The following is a 21,953-nucleotide window of genomic DNA, read 5'->3' as shown; positions in this document are numbered from 1 at the left end:
GCCCTACTCCTGAAATGCCGGCATGACCTCGGCGATGAAGCGTTCGAGCGACGCCTTCTTGCGCTCGAAACTCATGCCGGTGTCGATCCAGAAGGAATATTCGTCGTAGCCGAGGGCTTCATAGGCCTTGAGTCTGCTGATGACGGTCTCGGCGTCGCCAACGACATTGTTGATGCGCATGACCTGATCCGACAGCATGGCGTTCGCTCGGATCTGCTCGTCCGGGATCCGTTCGATCAGGCCTTGGGTCACCGGCTTCTCATTCTTGAACCAGGCGAAGAAGTAGTTGTAGTAGACGCTCAGTTCATGGGCCGCCTGGGCGACGTCTTCTTCCGAAGAGCCGACATAGGTGTGGCGCAGCAGCATGATCTTCGGCCGCTCGACATGGGGATTCTTGGCGCAGGCATCGTTGAAGCGCTCCATCAGCGACTGAACCTCGTCGTCACCCTGCCAGAGCGGCGTGACCTGAACGTTGCAGCCGTTGGCGACGGCAAATTCGTGCGAATTCGGATCGCGCGCCGCCACCCAGATCGGCGGGTTCGGCTGCTGCAGCGGCTTCGGCGCCGACGTGGTCGCGGGGAACTTGAAGAACTCCCCGTCATGGGCGTAGTCACCGGCCCATATGCCCTTGACCGCCGGGATGAGCTCGCGCATGCGCTGGCCGGCACCCCAGGCGTCGAGACCCGGCAGCAACCGCTCGTATTCGAAGGAATAGGCGCCGCGCGCAATGCCGATATCGAGCCTGCCGTCGCAGATGATGTCGGTCATGGCTGCCTCGCCGGCAAGCTTGATCGGATGCCAGAAGGGGGCGATTACCGTCCCCGTCCCGAGCCTTGCCCGCGACGTGCGGCGTGCAAGATCGGCAATGGTCACGAAGGGGTTGGGCGCGATGGTGAAATCCATGCCATGGTGCTCACCCGTCCAGATCGCATGCATGCCGCCCTTGTCGGCGATCTCACAGAGCGCGACGAATTCGTCGTAGAGGCTCTTATGGCTCTGGCTGGCGTCGAGCCGTTCCATATGGACGAAGAGGGAGAACTTCATGCTTTTGCGCCCTTGGCTGGAATGGGATGAACTTTGCCGCCGGTCTCGTCGCCGAAATAGACGCCGAAATTGCCGATCGAGCTTTCCATGGCAAAACGGTTGACGATATCGGCGGTCGAGCTGGTCTTGAACTTTACGGCAGCCAGTGCGTCCGGCTTTACGAACCTGCCGCTCGCCGGCTCCCCATCGCCTGCGACAGCGTGGTAGACGATATGCTGCTTGCCATCGCTCTTGCCTTCGTAAACCGAATAGAGAAAGCCGATGCTGACCTTCAGCCCGGTGAGAGCCTCCAGATATTTTTCCAGCGCCTCGGTCGGGTTGCCGTCATGGGCATCGATGCTCGGGAGAGCGAGCACGTCGTCGCCGAGGAGCAAAACCTCGCCGCGGCGTTCGACGACGGCTGCAAGTTCGATATTGCCTTCGGCCGCGGCGGAAACCGCCTTGCTTGCGAGCGTCGGCGTGAAGTAGCCGCCACGGGCATAACCGAGACCGTTGCGGCCGCTATTGTCGAAGGATTCGATGCGTCCCATCAGAATGACGTGGTCGCCAGCCTCGATGACCTCTTCCATCGTGCATTCGAACCAAGCGGCGACGTTCGAGAAGATCGGGCAACCCGCCGATCCCTTGTCCCATTCGACCGCCGCAAACCTGTCTTCAACAGGACGCGCAAAAGTGTTCGACACGTCCTTCTGCGTTTCCGACAGCACATTGATCGCGAAATGCTGCGCGCCGGTCATGGTGGCAAAATTGCGCGAGGTCTTGGCGAGGCAGACGAGAAGCAAGGGCGGGTTGAGGGAGACTGAGGTGAATGAATTCGCCGTGAAGCCGATCGGATTCCCCTCCCCGTCGCAGGCGGTGACGACGGTCACGCCGGTCGGAAAAGCCCCGAATGCATCTCGCAATGCTCGTGGATCGACAGTCTGGATTGTCATCGTTCATCCTCCCCGAACGATAGCCACTCGGCGAGCAGCGAATTGACGATATCAGGCGCGGTCAGGTTCACCATGTGACGATGACCTTTGACGATGCGAGCCCAGCCCTTGGGTGCAAGCGCCGCCATCTGCGATGCCATCAGAGGCGTCGAGTTGGGATCATCCGATCCCGTCAGAAACAAGGCCGGACCGCGGACGTCTTTCCAGCGATCGGCATAGGTCTCGTCGCCTCCGGCGAAGGCGGCGTAAGCGACGGCATAGCCTTCCGGATCGACGAGGTTCAGCCACTCCCGCGTCAATTCGCGCGCAATGAGGCTGTCCGGCTCGTCGCCGAACCAGCGCGCCAGCGGGCCTTCCTTGTCGACGCCCGTCACCGGAATGGCGGCAGCCCGCGCAAGGACGGCCGCCTTCGCTTCCGGATCGCGCCTGTAGACGCCGTTGAGGTAAGCGACACGGCCGATTCGCTCGCCCAAGGTCGCCGCCGCCCCGCCGGAGATCAACGCCCCCATAGAATGTCCGGCGACACTCGCCGTGTCGATCGCCATCTCGTCGAGAAAACGCCCGAGCCAGGCGACGAATTCCTCGAGGCGGCTGCCCGCCGGCAGCTTCGCGCTCTCGCCGTGTCCCGGCATGTCGACAGCGATGACGCGATGGCCAGCCGACAGAACGGCGATCTGCGGCGCCCAAGCCTCGAGCCGCATGCCGACGCCATGGATCAGAACTAGTGGTTCCCCGCTGCCGGCCTCGTGATAGGCTGTTCCGCTTGCCGTCCTCTTTCGAGGCAAGGCACCAGCGGCGCTCGTTGCTGCAGCGGTGCCTTTGGTCGATCCGGCTGTCAGCATCTGAGACGCGCTCCCTCAAACGCCCGCAGGATTGGCGACGTCCTGCCCCAGGTCTTTCAGATCCTGGTAGCGGTCGCCAATGCGGTGATGCGGACGTCCGCCCACCGAAGCGCCGAGAGCCACGACAATCTCGTCGGCGGCAGGCGCGTCGGGGATCGACGTCTGGATGGTCAAATAATGCGAGCGGCGGCCTTCGTCATTCTTGTCCATCAGCGGGATCATGATCGGCGCGTTGGCAGGGCCGCGGGTATTGCAGAAGGCGAGATAGGACTTGGCGCCGACGGCCTGGCGATAGAAATTGCCGAAACGCAGCGTGTGGATGAGCGCGGACGCATGTTCGATTTCGCCATCCAGGCCGACGAGGGCCGACTTTCCATAGGCTTCGACAGCCTCACCCGATCCGACGGCATCGATGATCATCTTGGTCAGCAATTCGCCAAGCACCGGAGCGCCCGCATGAATTTCGGGTTTGAGATCTTCGACGAAGCCCTGCCCTGCCCAGGGGTTCTTCACGACAGCGTAGGCCGAAAACAGCTTCAGCGGCACGGCCGCGGCCTTGCCGCCTTCGATCAGCGTCGTTTCGATCTGCAGTCCCGTCTTGCGAATTTGAATGGCCATCGAATACCTCAATCTCGTTTAGTTTGTATTATGGTATACCATAGTATCGGACTGTCAAGTTCGCTGTGCGCGCGGCCTCGACAGAGACAAGCGCCTTTCAGGATATTCGCAAAAAACAATAGATTACCGCTTCGCCAGCCTTATCCCCATAGGCCACCAAGGCATTTACTTGGCTGACAACTTCGGGGCGCACTAACGTCGCTTAGTCCCAATGATCTCTTCGTTCCTGTCAATTGTTGTCAGCTGACACAGCCCCTGCGCATGGCGGCCCACGGGCTTTGAAGGAGGCTGAAAGCCGGAAGGATCCAAGCTCATGCCAACGCCATATTATTTATTATGGCATACCATCACATCAGACAAACTGGGTGTCAAGCGGGAGTGTGGGCCCTCCGGCATCTTGACCACGTATGCTGATAGAAATCGATGATGCGAATGCTTCGCCCGCTTCCAATGGAAGCTGCGGCGGTTGCAGGGTTTACTCGGCTGACTTTTTGGCCGACAGCACCGCTTCAGCAATCGCGCTCGCGGCAGCGACATGATCCATCGCCGCCCGGTAAGCCCCCTCGCCGTCGCCGCGACGGATGGCGTCGACGATCTTCGCCATCTGCGCCGGCCCTTCAATGCCGCGCCTCTCCGTTTTAATCGTCATCGAGCGCAAGTGGTTTATGCGCACGGTGAGGAGATTGACGACACCCCAGGCTACGTGCCTGTCAACCATCGTGAACAGCGTCTGATAGAAGGAAGAGGTGTTGGTCAGCACTCCCGCCATATCGTTGTCGCGATAGCTGTTGCGTATTTCGTTCAGAGATTCTTCCAGCGCCGCGACGATCTGGGGGCTGCTGTGCTCCGCGCAGAGCCGCGCCGCCATGCCCTCGAGAGCACCGCGGATCTCATAGATCTGCTTGGCTTCCTCGATGCCGAGTTGGGCGACTATCGGTCCCTTGTTCGGCAGATTGGCGACGAGCCCTTCCGATTCCAGGTGTCTCAGAACCTCGCGCACGACAGTCCGGCTGACGCCGAGTTGGGCGCAGAGGTCACGTTCGACAAGCCGATCTCCTGGACGAAAATAGCCGTTCACGATGGCTTCCCGGACCTTGTCGAGCGCCAATTCCCGCAATGTCTTTGCAGGACGCTCGACCCTGATTGTTGCGTCCTTCAGACCGCCGCTCATTCTGCACCTCAGTGTTGACCGGCTTCACACGCTGCGGCAGCCGAATTCGAAATCGTATTATGGCGTACCACGCACTGTAGCTGTCGGCGGCCGGCAATTCAACAAGCACCGAACCGACCACTGGGGATAGCCGGTCTATGACTCGGCCGCCGGCCGCTGCGCGACGATCTCTTCGACCACGGCCTTGGCCTGCACCCGAATGTCGGGGACGGCCGTAATTTCCCAGAATTGTCCCGCCGTCAAGGCTCCCACCGCAAACAGCCGGACAGGCGAGATCCGGGATGGCCCTATGACCTCGGAAGCGGCATCCACCTGAATGCCGAGGCCGAGAGGATCGGCGGCGATCAGCTGAGACCGGCTCATTTCCTTCAAAAGCGGTGAATGGCTGATCCCGGCGCGCTCCATTCCCGTGCAGTTGATCACCCAATCCGCCTTGATTGCGGCGAGATCGCGTGTCGCTCTGACCCTGTATCCGGCAACGAGCCTGCCCTTCTCGGCCTCGAGCGATTTCAGGAAACCGGCGTGGAATCGAACGGTTCCCTCCGAGACAAGTTGGTCGAACCTGTCGAACACGTCAGGCGCGACGCGGTGACGGTGGATGTTCCACCAGGGAAGCGCATGCCTGAGGAAACGGGCCCGTTCCTTGCTGGAAAGCCGTTGCCAGAGAGCCTGCGTTTGAGGCCTCAGGCCATCCATCACGCTCCGCCAGTCGTCGACCGACCTGCCCTTTTCCCGCAAGCACTTCAATATGCCGCTGATCGTACCGGGAAGCGCCTCAACATCGATCTTCAGAGGCGCGGGCAGTTTCCTCGCATGCCCGAGCGGCGCAAGCCCGCGGCGCGAAAGCACGTCGATCCTGCCTCTATGGCCGTGAGCGCGCAGAGCCAGAACCTGATCGATCATCGTCAGGCCGGAACCGAGGATGCAGACCGTATCGGACGATGCGACACGTCTCAGCCAGGAGAGCCGCCACGGGTTCTCGATTATCCGCGATCGCGCCGACAGTGGCACGCCAGCCGGATCGATGAGCAGGTTGGCGTTGCCGACGCCAAGGCAGAGCACCACGTTCCTGCCGGCAATCTCGTCGCCAGTGCCGAGATGGAAGGCCAGAGTGCTGTTGCAACGTTCCACGCATCCCGCTGCCTTGGCCCGGATGAAATCAACCCGACAGCGGCCGTCCCGCTTCCGAAGCAGCTGCGCGAGCGTATCCCTGACATACAGGCCGTAATCGCTGCGCGAAGCGAAATCGCCGGCCTGCAGCCTCCGTCCGCGATTTTTCAACCAGTCGACAAAGTCGTCGGGCTGATGCGGCATCAGGCTCATCCGGCCCGCGGGCACGTTGAGACGATGAAGATAGAGTTCCGTCCGGTACGCCGTCCCGCGGCCGAAGCCGGGATCGTCGCCAACGACGGCAACCGTCGCCGAAGCTGGAAGCTGCTCGATGAGATTACAGGTTACGGCTATCGCCGAAAACCCAGAACCGACCACGATAACATCGTATATCAACGCATTCTCCCTGAGGGTCTGCACCTTGGCTCCTGCCGCTCACCCGTTCCGGGGACCGCGCAAGCAGCAGAATCACGAAAACAAATGTCTCCATAGTCTATAAATATAGTTTGTTATTCCTCCCGCTAGCCCGTTCTCAACCATTACCCTTTTGAGGGTGAGATCAAGGGCCGGATGTGGCCCTGAACAAAGGGGCTCAAGATGAATTTCAGAAATTTCATTGCCGCGATCGCCGTCGGCGTCGGAACTCTTGCAACGGCTGTCGTCGCTGAAGCGGCCGACAAGAAGGTCGTCGTCGGCTATCAAACTGATGCGCTACCGTCATCGGTCGCGATCGCCAATGGTGAATTTGCCAAGACGACGGGATACGATATCGACTTCCGCAGGTTCAATTCGGGCGCTGAGATCTTTGCCGCCGTTGCCTCGGGCGATGTCCAGGTCGGCTATGTCGGCTCCAGCCCGTTCGCGGCCGCGGTATCACGCGGGCTCGAGGTCAAAGCCTTCTACTTGGCGTCCATCTCGGGGATCGACGAGGCTCTTGTCGTCCGTAGCGGCTCCGGCATCGAAAGCCTGAACGATCTGAAGGGCAAGAAGCTTGCCGCCGCGCCCGTGTCGACGGATCACTATCAGCTGCTGGCGCTGATCAAATCGCTGGGCCTGACCGAAAAAGACGTCCAGGTCTTCGCCATCCCCCAGCCGGAAATCGTTGCCAGCTATAATCGCGGCGATATCGACGGCGGCTTCGTCTGGGATCCGGCGCTGACAGAGTTGAAAAAGAACGGCAAGGTCCTTGTGACCTCCAAGGACGTGGCGGACAAGGGTGCACCGACCTTTTCCGCCTGGGTTGCGACCTCGAAGTTCGCCGCCGACAATCCGGATTTCCTCAAGAGCTTCGCTTCGGTCGTCACCAAATACTACGCATCCTTCGCGGCGGACAAAGCCGCCTGGGGTCCCGACAGCGACAATGCCAAGTCACTCGCCAAGCTTCTCGGCGGAACGCCCGAGCAGCAGGCCTCGGCCCTGAAGAACCTGACGCTTCTTACGCCCGAAGTCCAGGCATCGGACGCCTGGCTCGGCGGCGGAGAAAAGGCGGGGGCCGGCAAGATCCTCAAGGACACGGCATCCTTCCTGAAGGAGCAGGGCAAGGTGTCCGGCGTGCTGGACAATTACGGCAGCTTCGTCACCGTCGACGCGCTCGCCGGCGCCACAAACTGATCCTCCCCGGCGCCGGCGCGGCTTGCCGCGCCGGCGCCTAACGCGCGAGTTCCCCTATGCTCAAAGTCGATCACGCCAGCGTTTTCTTCTCCGCCCGCGACGGGCGGACCGTTCACGCGCTCGATCGCGTGTCTTTCGATATTCCCGAACGCGGTTTTGTCGTCGCACTCGGAGCCTCGGGCTGCGGTAAGTCGACCCTTCTTAACGCGATTGCCGGCTTTCTTCCGCTTTCGGATGGCCGGATCACGCTCGATGGCCGCAGCGTTGAACGTCCGGGCGCCGACCGCGGCGTCGTCTTCCAGAAGGACTCGCTGCTGCCTTGGAAGTCAGTCGTCGACAATGTCGCGCTCGGGCTAAAATTCGCCGGCGTAGGCCGGAAGGAGCGGCAAGCGCAGGCGCTGGAGCTGCTCCGGCTCGTCGGTCTCCACGAGTTCGCCAGCGCCTTTCCCTACGAATTGTCGGGCGGCATGCGTCAGCGCGTCGGCATCGCGCGGGCTCTGGCCACCAATCCCGACATCCTGCTGATGGACGAACCGTTCGGCGCGCTCGACAGCTTGACGCGCGAGCAGATGCAGGAATTGCTGGTTTCCGTCTGGAACAAGACGGCAAAGAAAGTTTTCTTCATCACCCATTCGATCGAAGAGGCTCTGTTCCTCGGCACGCAGGTGCTCGTCATGTCGCCTCGGCCGGGGCGCGTCGTCGCCCGCTTCGACCTCGACTTCGTCACACGCTTTGCCGAAACAGGAGATGCCCGCTCGATCAAGGCCTCGCCAGAATTTGCCGAGTTGCGCCAGCAGATACGCGCCATTCTCCACAGCAACGAAGATTTGAGGAGCGTCGCATGAGCGATATAACACAGGCTCCGCCGATTGCGGCTCACACCGAGGATCGCCAGGTCAAGCTGGTAAAAATGGCCGCCTTCGGCGCAGGCGAGAAATCGACGGTGGCCATCAGCGTCGCCACGGCCCTCGCCATATTGCTGCTGTGGTGGTTCGTCGCCGCGCTAGGCGTCGTTCCGCACCTGTTTCTGCCGCGCCCGGACGAGGTGCTGACGCAGATCGGCGTCATCTATCATGACGGTTATGCCGGGGCATCGCTCTTCGAGCATGTCTCTGCGAGCCTGTTTCGCATCGTGGTCGCCGCCCTCATCGCAATCTCCGCCGGCATTCCGCTCGGCTTGCTCATGGGGCTTAACCGCTGGGCAAAAGGCGTGCTCGACGCGCCGATCGAATTCTACTGGCCGCTTCCGCCCCTTTCCTACTTGCCGCTGATGATCATCTGGCTCGGCATCGGAGAGACGTCGAAGATCACGCTCCTGGTGCTTGCGATGTTCGCACCGATCTGCCTCTCGGCTCAGGCCGGCGTTCGGTCGTTGCCGATCGAGCGCGTCAATGCCGCCCGTTCGCTCGGAGCAAGCCGGCTGCAGCTCTTCCTGGACATTGTCCTGCCCTCGGCCCTGCCCGAGATCCTCACCGGCATCCGCATCGCGCTCGGTGTCGGCTGGAGCACGCTGGTTGCGGCCGAACTGATCGCCTCCACCCGCGGCATCGGCTTCATGATCATGTCGGCTTCGCAGTTCCTGGCAACTGACGTCGTGTTTGTCGGCATCGCCATCATCGCGATCTGCGCCTTCACATTTTCGGCCGCCATCCGCTTCCTCGAGGCCTTCCTCGTTCCGTGGAAAGGCAAGCTTTGAGCGGGCAATTCAGCGGCTCCTTCAATTTACGACGCGGAGAGTCAGGGAGTTAGCAGCATTCTTTGTGCGTCCGAAAAGACGCACGGCGCGCTCAGTCTCAATGCACCGTAAACCTGGCCGCATCGGTTCGACGACGCTCCAGGCTGCGTATCAGCATCGCCGCCTCCCTCACAATCGCCGAGAATGTCGCATCGGCCTCGGCGATCCTTGTGGTCATGTCGCGGATGATCGTCGTCAGATGGAGGAGTGACTGGCGGCTGTGCGCATCTTCCGGTCCAACCTGGCTATCGGTCATGCGAAGGAGCGCATGCACCAGCCGCTCCATCGTCTGCCGGCGCCTGCTTCTCGGGTCGGCATTGGGATCTTCGCTCAGGCGCAGGAGATCGGCGACGATATCGGACATTCCGGCTCCATTCACATCGCAAAGGCCGGCGACGCGGAAGCGATATTATGTCGACCCCGCGCCTGCGTCTTCAAGCCTTCCAGCAGCCGGTAACCGTTGCGCCAACGGCCGAAGCCGCTCGCGATGTTGATATGTCCGGCAAGGCCGATATTCCTGGTCTCGGCATTCCACAGGCGGCCGAACAGGGTCAACCGGTCGACGGCCATGTAAGCATCATTCATGCTGCCGATGACGACGGAAGGAAAAGGCAAAGGCGCTGTCGGCATCTCGCCGAACGAGATATGCCCCGGATGCAGAATTTCCGTGACCGCCAAGTCGCATGGCGCAACAAGCAAGGCCCCTTTCACGCGGCGCGCCGCGCTCCGTCCGGCGAGCCGGGCGGCCAGCAGGCATCCGAGACTATGGGCAACGAGATAGGCCTCGCCAGCCTCTTCGAGCGCACTTTCCAGTCGAAGCAGCCAGCGGTCAAGGTTCGGATGGTCCCAATCGTCCTGGGTAACGCAACGACTGCCCGGCTGGTCCTGCAGCCAGTGCTGTTGCCAATGTCCTTCAGCCGAACCGAACAGGCCGGGAAGAATGAGCACATCACTCATCGAATCAACCCGATCACCAGCGCGAACAGAAATGTGAATGAGCCCGCTATCGTGCAGACCCCGACCGCATGCCGGAATCGCGACATAAGGCTTCCCGTTGCTCTTACAGCAGCGTGCCGGCGGAGGCCGGTCTCGATGACGATTGCCATCATACCACCTCCTCAATACCAATGGCCGGGTGTAGCGCCCCAATAATGAAGTTCGTATTCGCGTGCAGACCGGTCGCGCTCTTCGTCGCGGATGAGCAATTCGTTTTGAAACTTTCGCGCTGGCTTCGGATCAAGGAAGCGGCCGATCGCGAGCTTCAGCCAGAAGTGGAAATCAAACTTCATGCGAATCTCCTGTCTGGAACTGATGTTCTCGGGCGAAAGCGCATCGCATCAAATCGGATTTATGCGGAGCGCCTTTGATGTCGTAATGCCAAAACCGCTGCGCACTTTTGGGCGAACTGCATCAGGAAATCAGCGAATGACGTCGCGCGTTGGCGAGAAGATCGCCAAGCGGTGCGCTCGGTCCATAGAGCATCAGCAGACGGTTCTCTTCCCGCTTGGCGAGGCGATAGCGCCGAGCGAATTCGAAGACACTCCACATCTGCTCGCCCGCTTCGGGCCTTTCCGCATCGTCCGGCGCCGCCTTCTGAGATCGGAGCATGGCGGCCACCCTATTCGGCCGCCGCCAGTGCCGGCTTTACCTCGGGGAAGAAAGCCGCCAATTCCCCGACCACTTCGCCGATGCGGTTCGAAAGCGCATCCGACGACACCCCGTAGTCGATAAAATCGCGATCGGAGGCGTAGACGGCCGTCGGCAGCGTATGGGCCATGAAAAACCCGAACAGCGGTCGAAGCTGATGCTCGACCATCAGCGCATGCCGGTCGCCGCCGCCGGTCGCCGTGATGATGATCGGCTTCGCCCGCAATTCGTGCGGGTCGATCAGATCGATGAGGTGCTTGAAGTGGCCGGGATAGGAGCCTTTGTAGGTCGGCGAGCCGATAATCAGGGCATCGGCATGCACGATCTCGTCGAGGACGCGCCTCGCCTGCTCATCGAGGTCTTTGCGCCATAAGGAGCTTCCCAGTGAGGGACCGACATCATTGAGATCATAGGTCTTGCTCGTAAAGCCGTATCGATCACTTGCGCGTTCGGCGACATACCGGACGAGGGCCAGTGTCTTCGATGGACGATTGAAGCTGCCAGCAATGCCGACGAGTTTGAAACCTGACATCAGTTTTCCTCTCTGTGATTGCTTCAACTATTGTCTATAAAATTGATAGATTAAAGGAATGGGCGTCTCTCCTTGCTCGCCGGGGTGAAAAAATATTCGTCTTCGCCCGGTTGATTGCGCCTAAGGCCTGTCGCCGCGCAGATGACGTTCGAGGAAGGGCAGATTGTCCTGTCCCCAGTAGATCTCGCCGTCATGGACGTAGGTCGGAAAGCCGAAGACGCCGCTGTCGCGCGCATGCACGCGGTCGGCCGACCATTTGTTCTGAACATCGTCGTCGGCTTGGCGCCTGAGCAGTGCGGCGCCGTCGAAACCGGCGGCGTTCACGATCGCCTCCCGCACATCCGCCTTGCCTATATCCTTCGCCTCGCTCCAGAAGGCATGCTGCAGAGCACGGGCCACGCCGACCCAATCCTGCCCGTCGAGATAGGCGGCGATCACGAAGAGGGACGCCGGTGTTGGGTCGCTGAGCTCGGGGCGGTGCTCGAGCCACAGTTGCTTGCCGCGCACACGGGCCCAGCGTTTGAGATCCCGAATCCAGTAGGCGCGGCGGATTTCCGGGCGGTTGCGCGAAAAAATGCCGCCGTTTTCTTCGACCACTGTCGTCAAATAGGGCGTGATGAGGACGTCGTTCTGCGCCGCCAGCTCGGTAAAGGCGTTGAATCCAATGTATGACCAGGGCGAGCCGATCGAAAAGAAATATTCTACCGTTTTGGTCACTGATGAATGTTCCTCGTAAAGTGAATGTTCAGCCATCGAATGGCGCAGATCGTCGGTCTGGCGAGATTTAGGAAGCGGCCCGAGTTCCGGATTGCGCTTTCCATCCGAGCTCGGGTGCGATTGTTGCCACGAAGTCGTGGAGGATTTGGCGATATTGCTCGTGCTCGAATTCGTAAGGAAGTTCCAGCCTCAGCTCGCTGACTTCGGGCAGGATCGGATCGGAAAAAAGCCGCTCCAATATCTCCTCCGACGTGCCAACGATATCGCGGGCGAACAAGGTACGCCGCTCGCCCTGCGGCGAAAGCGTCCGCTCGTGCCGGCCATCGGTATAATCGCGGTAGCGGCGGCGCGTTGCCGCATCGGCGCTGTCGAGAGGCACGATAACGCGGCCGAGTGCGATCCGGCGCGCGGTTCCGCAGGCACGATAAGTATCGATCAGCCGGGACTGGGCGACGAAGAAGTCATCCGTCCCCTCCCCGGTTATCACATTCCCCGTCAAGAGGTTGAAACCGTTGTGGCCGGCCCATTCGGCCGAATGCTGCGACCCGCCGCCATACCAGATGCGGTCGACCAGGCCCCTGGCAAAGGGCTGCAGACGCGGCCGCTGCGGACCAAAGGGCGTCTTGATGAAGGTCTGCTCGTCGCCGAGATAGCTGCCGCGCAGATTGTCGGCAAAGCGCAGCACCCGCGCGTGCGACAAATCATAGCTCGTCCAGTCTCCGTCGAAGGCCAGCGGGCCAATCAGCTCGGCATGCAGCGGCCGGCCGGCGCTGACGCCGATGTTCAGCCGCCCGCGCGAGAGAACATCGACTGTGGCAAGGTCTTCGGCCAGCCGGTAGGGGCTTTCATAACCGATCGGAATGACCGCGGTTCCGAGCTCGATCCGGCTGGTGCGCTGCGTCGCCGCCGCCAGGAAGGCGCTGGCCGAAGAAATCCCCGGCTCCAGATGCCGCTGGCGGACCCAGGCGCTGTCGAAGCCCAGTTCCTCGCCATACTGCAGTTGCTGGAGCGTCTGCTCCAATCCCGACAGCGGATCGTCATCGGGATAGTTTCCGGGCGTGAGGAAGCCGATATGGCTTATCGATATATTGCGGCCGCTCATGTCATGCTTTCCGGATCAATATTTCGGCAGGCCGGGCGGATTGGTCTCTGATGCCGGTAGGGCTTCCTCGGAAAGATGCCAGTGTTCGAGTATCCGCTTGTAAGTACCATCCTCGATCAGGCCATTGGTGGCGATTGTCAGCGCGTCCGCCAGGCCGCTTCCCTTGCGGGTGGCGATCGCGACATCGGAACGATCCGGCCAGCCGGCGCTCAACGTGCCGACCCGCTTGATGTTCTTGTCACGCGCGGCGATGAAGACGAGCTGGGCATGCGGCTGGACGATGACGTCGGCCCGGCCGGAACGAAGCGCGAGAAGGCTTGCCGCCTCGTCATCGTAATATTGCAGTTCGATCGGCTTCAGGCCGGCGGCGACGTCCTCTTCGCTCCACTTCACCAGGATGCGCTCCTGGTTGGTGCCGGCGCCGACGATGATCCTGAGGCCCGCCGCGTCCTTCGGCTCCTTGATCGAGGAGATGGAGCTGTCAGATCTCACGAAGAAGCCGTGCAGGCCCTGGCGATAGGTGGAGAAATCGAACTTCTCCTTGCGCTGCTCGGTGACGCCGACATTGGAGATGACGGCATCGTATTTGCCCGAAGTCAGACCGAGCGGCCAGTCGATCCAGGCGACCGGAACGATCTCCAGCGTCAGGCCAAGACTGTCGGCGACGGCATAGGCATAATCGGGATCGGCCCCGACCACTGTCTTGGCGTCGGTGGCATAGGTGGCAAGCGGAGGCCCGCTGGGGCTGACGGCGATGGTGAACTTGCCAGGTGTAACGAACTTGAAATCCTTCGGGATCGCAGCGATCGCCGCATCGTTCCTGGCGGCATGAAGCCGGCCCGGCTGCTGCGGGCTGAGGTCGAATTCCCCTGCCGCTTGGGCTGCACCGAAGCCGGTTAAGGCAGCCGTCAGCGCTGCGTAGAAGAAGGTGCGGATCGCGGGAAAGGTCGTCACGGTCGATATGTCTCCGTTTGCATCGAAAAGCAGGAGACGGACCGGCCCACATGCCGGTCCGTCAAGTGAACGTTATGAACCGCTCTTCGGCAGGCCGGGCGGGTTGGTCTGCGCCTTGTCGATCGCCTCGGGGCCGAGATTCCAGGCATCGAGGATTTTCTTATAGGCGCCGCTGGCGATTAGATCATTGACGACATTGGTCACGGGTGCGGCAAGTCCGCTGCCCTTGCGTGTGGTGACGGCAATCTCGGCGGTGATCGGCCAACCGCCGCTGACCGTGCCGACGAGCTTGGTCTTGCCGTTGATCCCCGCTGAATAGGCCTGCGTCGCGTTGACGCTGAAGACGGCGTCGGCCCTGCCAGACTGGACGGCAAGATCCTTGACCGCGTCATCGTCGTAATATTGCACCTCGATCGGCTTCAGGCCGGCCGCGACATTCTGCCGATCCCATTCCAGCAGGATCTTCTCCTGGTTGGTGCCGGCATCGGTGATGACCTTCAGACCGGCAATATCCTTAGGCTGCTTGATCGAGCTGATCGGATTATCGGCCCTGACGTAGAAACCGAGCTCATCCTTGCGGTAGGTCGAGAAATCGAATTTCTCCTTGCGCTCTTCCGTGACCGTCACGTTCGAGATTACCGCGTCGAACTTGCCGGAGGTGAGCCCGAGCGGCCAATCGGCCCATGCGACAGACACGAGGTTAAGCTTCAGGCCAAGGCTGTCGGCAATCGCCTGCGCGAGATCGACGTCATAGCCGATGACGGTCTTGGAATCGGAGGCGTAGTCGTGCAGCGGCAGATTGCCGCTCGAACTGATGCCGACAGTGAAGACGCCCTTTTCGACGAACTTGAAGTCCTTGATTTCGGCGATGCGCTTCTCGTTCTTTTCCACCCGCAGCCGGTTCGGCTGTTCGGGACTGAGATCGAACTTCTGCTGCGCCTGAGCGGAACCGAAAACGACCGCCGCAATAGTGACGGCTCCCGCTATCAGAAGCCTTGCTCTATTTGTAAATGTCATGCCCCTTCTCCACTTCATCTTAAGGTTGTGATTGTTGTCATTCGACCGGAGCAGCCCGTCGCGGCCCGGCATTTCACCAGCGTTGTCGGCGCTAGAGAACCTTGGCGAGGAATTCGCGTGTTCGAGGATGTTCCGCTTGCGTAAAGATCCGGGCCGGAGGGCCAGCCTCCAGGATACGGCCGCTTTCCATGAAGACGACGGTGTCGGCGACCTCGCGGGCGAAACCGATTTCATGGGTGACGATGACGAGCGTCGTGCCGGTGCGGGCCAGTTCCTTGATGACATCGAGCACTTCGCCGACGAGTTCCGGATCGAGCGCGGAAGTCGGCTCATCGAAGAGCAGAACCTTGGGGCGGAGCGCCAGCGCCCGGGCGATCGCCACGCGCTGCTGCTGGCCACCGGAGAGCTGGCGCGGATAGGCGTTGATCTTGTCGCTGAGGCCGATACGGGCGAGGAGTTCCCGCGCCAATTGCACGGCTTCCTCGCGGCCGATGCCGCGAACCTGGATCGGTGCCTCGATGAGGTTTTCGAGAACGGTCAGATGCGGGAAGAGGTTGAAGCTCTGGAAAACCATGCCGATATCGGCGCGGCGCTTGAGGATATCCTTTTCCTTGAGCTCATAGAGCGTATCTCCTTTCCTGCTGTAGCCGACGAAGTCGCCGTCGACGGAGATGAAGCCCTCGTCGACACGTTCCAGATGGTTGATAGAGCGCAGCAGAGTCGATTTTCCCGAACCGGAAGGGCCCAGGAGGGCCGTCACGCTGCCCGCCGCCAGGTTGAGCTCGACACCATCGAGCACCTTCAACGATCCGAAACTTTTGGAGATAGCGTGGATGCGCACCGCACCGCCTGTCCGCAGTGCCGTCGAGTCATGGAACCCGAGATTGCGTGCTCTGTCGGTCGTATTATCGAGGGCCGGCAGCGGACGGCGGAAGCGCTCCAGGAATGCCTGGAAGGGCAGCGGCGTCGGATTGCGCACGGCGCCCCTGGAGAAATAGCGCTCGATATAGTGCTGGGCGACCGAGAGCACGGTCATGATGATCAGATACCAGACCGTCGCGACCATCAGCAGCGGAATGACTTCGAGATTGCGGCGGTAGATGACCTGGACCGTGTAAAAGAGCTCCGGCAGCGCCAGCACGTAAACCATGGATGTGCTTTTTGCCAATCCGATGAGCTCGTTGAAACCGGTCGGCAGGATGGAGCGCATGGCCTGTGGTAGCACGATGCGGAAAGCCTGGCGGCGGCGCGGCAGACCGAGCGCGGCTGCGGCCTCCAGCTGCCCATGATCCACCGACAGAATGCCGCCGCGGACGATCTCGGCGAAAAACGCCGACTGGTTGAGCGTGAGGCCAAGGTACGCAGCGGCAAAAGGCGTCAGCAGTTGCACGGTGGGATAGCTGAACAAGACAGTGTCGGTGAAGGGAACCCCAATCCTGATCGTTTCGTAGAGGTAGCCGAGATTGTTCAAGATCAAGAGCAGCACGATCATGGGGATCGAGCGCAGCAGCCAGATATAGCCCCAGGAAAGGCCTGATAGCAGCGGCGACTTGGAAACACGGGCGAGCGCCAGAGCCGTTCCGAGGATGGAGCCGGAAACGGCGGCGAGCGCGGTCAGGATCAATGTCCTGCCAAGGCCGACGAGCACTGGTTCGGCAAAGAACCATTCGGCAAAGACACCCCAACCCCAACGCGGATTGGTGAAGGTGGAATAGAGCACCGCGACGATGACGACAGCGGCGAATATCGTACCCGCCAGCCGCTCGGGATGGCGGGCCGGCACGATGCGGTAACGGGAAGTGTCCTGCCTCGGTTCTGCCGTCCCGCTGGCGGGCTCGAGGCCTGCAAAATCCGTCGTCAGTGCCATTGTTGTTTCCCTTTTATGATTGTCGGTCTGCCGTTTCAGAGACTTGCGCCGGCCACCTTCAGGCGCGGTTCGCTTTCGAAAGCCGGCGCAGCGAGATGGGTGATGTCCTTTTCGAAGGGCAGGCTCTTGTAGATCTCGGGGTCGGCAGCCGTGTCGAAGAGCGCGGTGTAGCCATAATTCAGATAAAGGCCGACGGCCTCCGGTTGGCGGAAACCGGTCGTCAGATAGATCCTGCCATAACCTTGGCGCGCGGCCTGGGCTTCCAGCTCCACCAAAACCTTGCGCGCGAGGCCCTGGCGGCGCAGATCGGAGCGCGTCCAGATGCGTTTGAACTCGGCCGTGCGATCGTCATAGTGCTTGAAGGCGCCGCCGCCGATGGTTTCACCATTCCGGATCAACAGCAGAAAATTGCCATGAGGCGGCGCGAAGGCCTCGGGGGGATAGCGGTTGAGCTCGGCCGCTGCACCCTCGGCGTTGAAATAATTGCCGTAGCGGCTGTCATATTCGTAGATCAGCTCATCGATCAGCGGCTTGGCGCGGGGATCGAGAGGGGTCGTATAGAGAAACGAATCGCTCATATCGTTCATCACCCGTTGTCTTCAGTGAGGAAGGTTTCCGCGAGGCGCACCCAATAGCGGGCGGCCGGCGCGATGATCGCGTCGTTGAAATCGTAATGGGCGCTGTGGAGAGGAGCGCTGTCGCCATTGCCGACGAAGAGATAGCTGCCGGGATTGGCCTGCAGCATGAAGGCGAAATCCTCGCTTGCGGTTCTCGGCCGGAAATCCTTCTCGATCGCGGCAAGACCGAGCGCGTCATAGGCGACGTCGCGGGCAAAGGCCGTTTCTTTTGCGTGATTAATGAGCGCCGGAAAACCGAGCCGGTAGTTCACGTCAGCCTCGGCGCCGAAGCTTTCGGCCTGGGCGCGGGCAAGGGCCGGAATGCGCTCCTGCAGCAGCTGGCGGACCGTCTCGCTGAAGGCCCGCATGGTGAGCTTCATCTCCACGCTTTCCGGGATAACGTTCGAGGCGGATCCGGCATGGATCGAGCCGACGGTGGCGACCGCCATGTCCTGCGGATCGACATTCCGCGAGACGACGCTCTGGAGCGCGGTGATGAAGGAGGCCGACGCCAGCACCGGGTCGACGGCGCGGTGCGGCTCGGCGCCATGGCCGCCCTTGCCGATGATCCTGACGACCGCCTGGTCGACCGACGCCATGGCGGGGCCGGTGACAAAGCCGAACTGACCTGCCGCGACACCGGGCCAGTTGTGCAACCCGAACACCGCATCGACGGGAAAACGTTCGAACAACCCTTCCGAAATCATCTTTCGGGCGCCCGCGCCGATCTCTTCCGCCGGCTGGAAGATCAGCCGGAGCGTGCCGTTGAAAGTGCCGCTCTCTGCGAGATAGCGGGCAGCCGCCAGCAGGATGGACGTGTGCCCGTCATGGCCGCAGGCATGCATGACGCCGGGGTTGCTGCTGGCATAGCCAAGGTCGGTCGCCTCCTCGATCGGCAGCGCGTCCATATCGGCCCGGATGCCAAGGCGCCTCTTGCCTTCGCCGCGCCTGAGGGTGGCGACGATGCCGGTGCCGGCAATGCCCGTCGCCACCTCATAGCCCCAGGAGGAAAGGCGGGATGCCACGAGCTTGCTGGTCCTCAGCTCCTGGAACGCCAGCTCGGGATATTGGTGCAGATCATGGCGCAGCGCGATGATTTCATCGAGATAGCAGGCGATGCCCTTCTCGACCGGATCGTTGCTGCACGGGTTCTGAGCGATGACGTCCATGGCGGTTCGCCGGCGCCTCAGGCGCCGACAGCCTTTCCGCGTTCGAGCTCATCCGTAGCGGTCGCATAGCGGCTTTCGCGGAAGGGCAGGCCCAGATGGTCGCGCAGCGTCTCGCCCTTCAGGACGGGATCGAAATAGCCGCGCTCGGTGAGGATCGGCAGGACATATCGGGCGAAATCGTCGAAGCCCTCGGCAATGACGGGAAAGCCGAGGATGAAGCCGTCGGCGGCGCCATGATCCACCCAGCGGATGATCTCGTCGGCGATATGCTCGGCAGTGCCGATGAAGGCAGTGCGCGGCGTTGCTGAATCGAGCGCGACCTGGCGCAGCGTCAGCCCTTTTTCCCGTGCTGTCCTTTTGATGCGATCGGTGGTGGCGCGGAAATTGTTCCTGCCGATATCGCCCAGTTCAGGGAACTGATCGTCGAGCGGGTAGACGCTGAAATCATGATGATCGAAGAAGCGGCCGAGGTAGAGGAGCGCCTCTTCGATCGTGACGAGATCGCGGATCGCCTGGTACTTGGCTTCCGCCTCCTCGGGCGTCGCTCCGACGATCGGCCCGATGCCTGGATAGATACCGACTTCCGCGGCACTGCGGCCATGCGCAATCACGCTGTCCTTGAGCTGCCGGTAGAAGGTCTGCGCCTCATCGAACGGCCCGCCATTGGTGAAGACGGCATCGGCATGTTTGCCGGCAAGCCGGATACCGGAATCCGAAGCACCGGCCTGAAAGACGACGGGCTGGCCCTGCTTCGAACGGCCGATGTTGAGCGGCCCCTCGATGCGGAAAAAACGGCCCTTATGGTTGAGCCGATGCATCTTCGTCTTATCGACAAAGACGCCAGTCTCGCGATTGCGCACGAAAGCATCGTCGTCCCAGGAATCCCAGAGGCCTTTGATCGCTTCGATATAATCCTCGGCGATCTCGTAGCGCAGCTCGTGCTCGGGATGTTCGCGGCTGTAATTGCGCCCCGAGCCTTCGAGCGGCGAGGTCACCGCATTCCACCCTGCCCTGCCGCCGCTGATGAGATCGATCGAGGCGAACTGGCGGGCGATGGTGAAGGGATCGCTGTAGGAGGTCGAGACCGTGCCGACAAGCCCGATCTTCGAGGTGGAGGCTGCCAGCGCCGAGAGAATGGCGATCGGCTCGAACCGGTTGAGGAAATGCGGGATCGAGTGTTCGTTGATATAAAGTCCGTCGGCGACGAAGGCAAAGGCGATGCCGGCAGCCTCCGCCTTGCGTGCCGTTTCGACGACGAAGTCGAAATTGACGCTGGCATCGGCTGGCCCGCTCGGATGCTTCCAGGCATTCATATGGCCGCCAGGCCCCTGCAGCATGATGCCGAACGTGACGTGTTTCTGAGTCATGGGATTCGATCCTCCTTGAAAAGGGTCAGGCGACGAGGGACAGCCGCTCGGCGGCGAGCAGCTCGATCGAGGCAAGGCGGTCGGCGGTTGAAAGCGCCGGCGTGTCGAGGACGAACTCCTTGACGCCGTACCGGCGGTGAAGCTGGTCCAGTTCCCCGCGGATCTGCTTGGCCGTGCCGTGGAGCACGCTCGGCACCTTTTCCTCGATGCGGTAGTCGGTGACGCCCGCCTGACGGGCAAATTCGGCTGCCTGCTCCTCACTGCCGACATTGACGGTCTGGCCGCTCGGCAGGAACACCTTGACGATGCGCAGACTACCGACGCGCTCGCGGGCATATTCCTCGCTTTCGGCGGCAAAGGCGGCGAGCGCCAGGATCGGGCGCTTGCCGCCGGATGCCCGCTCATAGGCCGCGAAAGTCTTGCTGAGATTGTCAGGATCGCCGTTCAGGTGGCCGGCGAAGACGAGCTGCCAGCCCTTCTCGGCAGCGAGTTCGGCGCTTTCGACACTGGCGCCGAGCAGGAAACGTTCAGGAGCCATCGGCGGAAAGGGCGTTGCCTGCGCGCCGTCGTAGTTGGGGTCGGCGGCGAGATAGGTATTGAGGTCCGAAAGTTGGCGTGCAAAATCCGGCTTCCTAGACGGATCGACGGCAAGCTGCAGAGCCCGCGTCGATAGCGGGAAACCGCCCGGCGCTTTGCCGACTCCAAGATCGACGCGGCCGGGCGCGAGCGAAGCCAGTAGATTGAAGGTCTCGGCAACCTTGTAGGCGCTATAATGCTGCAGCATGACGCCGCCGGAGCCGACGCGGATCTTGGAGGTCCTGGCGAGAAGGTAGGCGATCAACGCTTCCGGTGCGGAGCTCGCCAGGTTGGACATGTTATGGTGTTCGGCGACCCAGAATCGGTGATAACCGAGTTCCTCGGCCCGGGTGGCGATCTTCACCGTCGCCCTCAACGCGTCCACGGCGGAAAGGCCCTGTTCGATCGGGCTTTTGTCGAGAAGGCTGAGGAGGTAAGTCATGACGCCGCGATCCGCTCAATGGTTGCAAAACTTACTCTATAAAATCAGTAGACAAACTTTGTTATAAGAAATGACATTCTCTTTCGCAGCCACTGAGGGGAAAAAAGCAGGCGCGCCTGAACGCTCCGATGGCGTGCTGGGATCGCCGGTTGAGCTCTTCCAATCGACCATTTGATGATCTATATTTTGGTCGAAAGGGAGTAATCGCATGAAGCTGTCAGAACGGGTCAAGCCGATCAGCTATCTCAAGGCGCACGCGCCCGAAATCATCCGGACGCTGAAGGACAACCCGCAGCCTGTCGTCATAACCCTTCACGGCGAGGCAAAGGCGATCCTTCAGGATGTCGGCCAGTATGAAGAGACACAGGAGACCTTGGCGCTCCTGAAGGTGCTGGCGCTTACCAATCGGCAAGTCGAGGAAGGCAAGACGCGCCCCGCTGCGGAATCCTTCGCGCACATTCGCAAGCGTCTGGCCGACAGCCAGTCCTGATGCCTTATCGTGTTCTTTTCGCCGAAGGCGCGGAGCGCGACGTCGAGGATCTCTATCGTTTCATCGCCGGTCGCGACGGCACCGAAACGGCGGAACGCATCCTGACGGAAATCGAGAGCGCCTGTGCCGATCTCGAAGAATTCCCCGCCCGCAGAAATATCCCAAGGGAATTGGCCAGCATCGGCATCTCCGAATACCGGGAACTGCACCATAAACCCTGGCGTATGATCTACCGCATCATCGGCACCGACGTCGTCGTCTATTGCGTGGTGGACGGACGCCGCGACATGCAGGCTTTCCTCGAGCGAAGGCTTATCCGCTGAAATTCTCCACATCGTCCCTCCTCCGTTTTGACATGCTTCGCCGGCATCCACCCGACCACCGGCAGCCGCC

Annotated in this window: 25 protein-coding genes; 5 read left to right on the top strand and 20 right to left on the bottom strand. The window is 61.3% G+C overall.

Annotation, left to right across the window (positions count from 1 at the left end; all coding sequences use genetic code 11):
- Positions 1 to 3 precede the first annotated feature (3 nt).
- From HJB91_RS19370 to HJB91_RS19345, 6 genes are all read right to left on the bottom strand, one after another.
- A complete protein-coding gene (locus HJB91_RS19370) occupies positions 4 to 1,044 on the bottom strand; it encodes an LLM class flavin-dependent oxidoreductase (RefSeq protein ID WP_210633227.1) in 1,041 nt (346 codons plus the stop codon).
- The gene (locus HJB91_RS19365) at positions 1,041 to 1,976 is read right to left on the bottom strand and encodes a flavin reductase family protein (protein WP_210633226.1); all 936 of its coding nucleotides are present in this window, start codon (positions 1,974 to 1,976) and stop codon (positions 1,041 to 1,043) included. The genes HJB91_RS19370 and HJB91_RS19365 overlap by 4 nt, the downstream gene beginning before the upstream one ends.
- Positions 1,973 to 2,818, bottom strand: coding sequence for an alpha/beta fold hydrolase (locus HJB91_RS19360; protein ID WP_221155733.1), 846 nt, complete (start codon positions 2,816 to 2,818; stop codon positions 1,973 to 1,975). The genes HJB91_RS19365 and HJB91_RS19360 overlap by 4 nt, the downstream gene beginning before the upstream one ends.
- 15 nt (positions 2,819 to 2,833) lie before the next feature.
- Entirely contained in the window at positions 2,834 to 3,436 is a 603-nt protein-coding gene (locus HJB91_RS19355; protein WP_210633224.1) for an amino acid synthesis family protein, read from the bottom strand.
- A gap of 475 nt (positions 3,437 to 3,911) precedes the next feature.
- Complete coding sequence (locus tag HJB91_RS19350) at positions 3,912 to 4,607, bottom strand: GntR family transcriptional regulator (RefSeq protein WP_221155732.1); 696 nt, start codon at positions 4,605 to 4,607, stop codon at positions 3,912 to 3,914.
- A gap of 135 nt (positions 4,608 to 4,742) precedes the next feature.
- Entirely contained in the window at positions 4,743 to 6,113 is a 1,371-nt protein-coding gene (locus HJB91_RS19345; protein ID WP_221155731.1) for an FAD/NAD(P)-binding protein, read from the bottom strand.
- A gap of 201 nt (positions 6,114 to 6,314) precedes the next feature.
- On the opposite strand from HJB91_RS19345, the gene tauA reads away from it, so the two are divergent.
- The 3 genes from tauA to HJB91_RS19330 are packed head-to-tail and all read left to right on the top strand — an operon-like array spanning position 6,315 to position 9,024.
- Positions 6,315 to 7,328, top strand: a complete 1,014-nt coding sequence (gene tauA / locus HJB91_RS19340; RefSeq protein WP_221155730.1) for a taurine ABC transporter substrate-binding protein — start codon at positions 6,315 to 6,317, stop codon at positions 7,326 to 7,328.
- A gap of 56 nt (positions 7,329 to 7,384) precedes the next feature.
- On the top strand, positions 7,385 to 8,173 hold the full coding sequence (locus tag HJB91_RS19335) for a taurine ABC transporter ATP-binding protein (RefSeq protein WP_210633539.1): 789 nt from the start codon (positions 7,385 to 7,387) through the stop codon (positions 8,171 to 8,173).
- Complete coding sequence (locus tag HJB91_RS19330) at positions 8,170 to 9,024, top strand: ABC transporter permease subunit (protein WP_221147220.1); 855 nt, start codon at positions 8,170 to 8,172, stop codon at positions 9,022 to 9,024. The genes HJB91_RS19335 and HJB91_RS19330 overlap by 4 nt, the downstream gene beginning before the upstream one ends.
- A gap of 97 nt (positions 9,025 to 9,121) precedes the next feature.
- On the opposite strand, the gene HJB91_RS19325 is transcribed toward HJB91_RS19330, so the two are convergent.
- The 14 genes from HJB91_RS19325 to HJB91_RS19260 all read right to left on the bottom strand — a co-directional run bounded on the left by HJB91_RS19325 (position 9,122) and on the right by HJB91_RS19260 (position 21,070).
- Positions 9,122 to 9,427 carry a hypothetical protein gene (locus HJB91_RS19325; RefSeq protein ID WP_221147221.1) on the bottom strand — a complete coding sequence of 102 codons (306 nt, stop codon included), beginning with the start codon at positions 9,425 to 9,427 and terminating at the stop codon, positions 9,122 to 9,124.
- 11 nt (positions 9,428 to 9,438) lie between these two features.
- Positions 9,439 to 10,020, bottom strand: a complete 582-nt coding sequence (locus HJB91_RS19320) for an alpha/beta hydrolase (protein WP_210633536.1) — start codon at positions 10,018 to 10,020, stop codon at positions 9,439 to 9,441.
- Between the two features lie 161 nt (positions 10,021 to 10,181).
- Complete coding sequence (locus HJB91_RS19315; RefSeq protein WP_210633535.1) at positions 10,182 to 10,352, bottom strand: hypothetical protein; 171 nt, start codon at positions 10,350 to 10,352, stop codon at positions 10,182 to 10,184.
- Positions 10,353 to 10,473: 121 nt separating this feature from the next.
- Positions 10,474 to 10,671, bottom strand: coding sequence for a hypothetical protein (locus tag HJB91_RS19310; RefSeq protein ID WP_210633534.1), 198 nt, complete (start codon positions 10,669 to 10,671; stop codon positions 10,474 to 10,476).
- Positions 10,672 to 10,681: 10 nt separating this feature from the next.
- Positions 10,682 to 11,242, bottom strand: a complete 561-nt coding sequence (gene msuE, locus HJB91_RS19305; protein ID WP_210633533.1) for an FMN reductase — start codon at positions 11,240 to 11,242, stop codon at positions 10,682 to 10,684.
- Positions 11,243 to 11,362: 120 nt separating this feature from the next.
- Positions 11,363 to 11,959, bottom strand: coding sequence for a 2-hydroxychromene-2-carboxylate isomerase (locus HJB91_RS19300; protein ID WP_210633532.1), 597 nt, complete (start codon positions 11,957 to 11,959; stop codon positions 11,363 to 11,365).
- A gap of 67 nt (positions 11,960 to 12,026) precedes the next feature.
- Complete coding sequence (locus HJB91_RS19295) at positions 12,027 to 13,061, bottom strand: LLM class flavin-dependent oxidoreductase (RefSeq protein ID WP_221147222.1); 1,035 nt, start codon at positions 13,059 to 13,061, stop codon at positions 12,027 to 12,029.
- Positions 13,062 to 13,076: 15 nt separating this feature from the next.
- Positions 13,077 to 14,015, bottom strand: a complete 939-nt coding sequence (locus HJB91_RS19290; RefSeq protein ID WP_221147223.1) for an ABC transporter substrate-binding protein — start codon at positions 14,013 to 14,015, stop codon at positions 13,077 to 13,079.
- Between the two features lie 72 nt (positions 14,016 to 14,087).
- Positions 14,088 to 15,032, bottom strand: a complete 945-nt coding sequence (locus HJB91_RS19285) for an ABC transporter substrate-binding protein (protein WP_210633529.1) — start codon at positions 15,030 to 15,032, stop codon at positions 14,088 to 14,090.
- Between the two features lie 91 nt (positions 15,033 to 15,123).
- Positions 15,124 to 16,899 (bottom strand): amino acid ABC transporter permease/ATP-binding protein, encoded by a 1,776-nt coding sequence (locus HJB91_RS31155; RefSeq protein WP_210633528.1) that lies wholly within the window; start codon positions 16,897 to 16,899, stop codon positions 15,124 to 15,126.
- A 35-nt stretch (positions 16,900 to 16,934) separates the two neighbouring features.
- The gene (locus tag HJB91_RS19275) at positions 16,935 to 17,489 is read right to left on the bottom strand and encodes a GNAT family N-acetyltransferase (RefSeq protein ID WP_210633527.1); all 555 of its coding nucleotides are present in this window, start codon (positions 17,487 to 17,489) and stop codon (positions 16,935 to 16,937) included.
- The gene (locus HJB91_RS19270; RefSeq protein WP_210633526.1) at positions 17,486 to 18,685 is read right to left on the bottom strand and encodes a M20 aminoacylase family protein; all 1,200 of its coding nucleotides are present in this window, start codon (positions 18,683 to 18,685) and stop codon (positions 17,486 to 17,488) included. The genes HJB91_RS19275 and HJB91_RS19270 overlap by 4 nt, the downstream gene beginning before the upstream one ends.
- A gap of 17 nt (positions 18,686 to 18,702) precedes the next feature.
- On the bottom strand, positions 18,703 to 20,052 hold the full coding sequence (locus HJB91_RS19265) for an LLM class flavin-dependent oxidoreductase (protein ID WP_221155729.1): 1,350 nt from the start codon (positions 20,050 to 20,052) through the stop codon (positions 18,703 to 18,705).
- 25 nt (positions 20,053 to 20,077) lie between these two features.
- On the bottom strand, positions 20,078 to 21,070 hold the full coding sequence (locus HJB91_RS19260) for an LLM class flavin-dependent oxidoreductase (RefSeq protein WP_210633524.1): 993 nt from the start codon (positions 21,068 to 21,070) through the stop codon (positions 20,078 to 20,080).
- Between the two features lie 208 nt (positions 21,071 to 21,278).
- Between HJB91_RS19260 and HJB91_RS19255 the strand changes: the two genes are divergently transcribed.
- Together HJB91_RS19255 and HJB91_RS19250 are read left to right on the top strand one after the other, a co-directional pair.
- Complete coding sequence (locus HJB91_RS19255; RefSeq protein ID WP_210633523.1) at positions 21,279 to 21,560, top strand: type II toxin-antitoxin system Phd/YefM family antitoxin; 282 nt, start codon at positions 21,279 to 21,281, stop codon at positions 21,558 to 21,560.
- A complete protein-coding gene (locus HJB91_RS19250) occupies positions 21,560 to 21,883 on the top strand; it encodes a type II toxin-antitoxin system RelE/ParE family toxin (protein WP_221123305.1) in 324 nt (107 codons plus the stop codon). Before HJB91_RS19255 ends, HJB91_RS19250 begins: the two co-directional genes overlap by 1 nt.
- Positions 21,884 to 21,953: the final 70 nt, after the last annotated feature.

This window comes from Rhizobium sp. NLR10b, from assembly GCF_019685435.1.
Lineage (GTDB): Bacteria > Pseudomonadota > Alphaproteobacteria > Rhizobiales > Rhizobiaceae > Rhizobium.
Note: the sequence above shows the minus strand (reverse complement) of the source record. Positions and strands in the feature narration are given on the sequence as shown.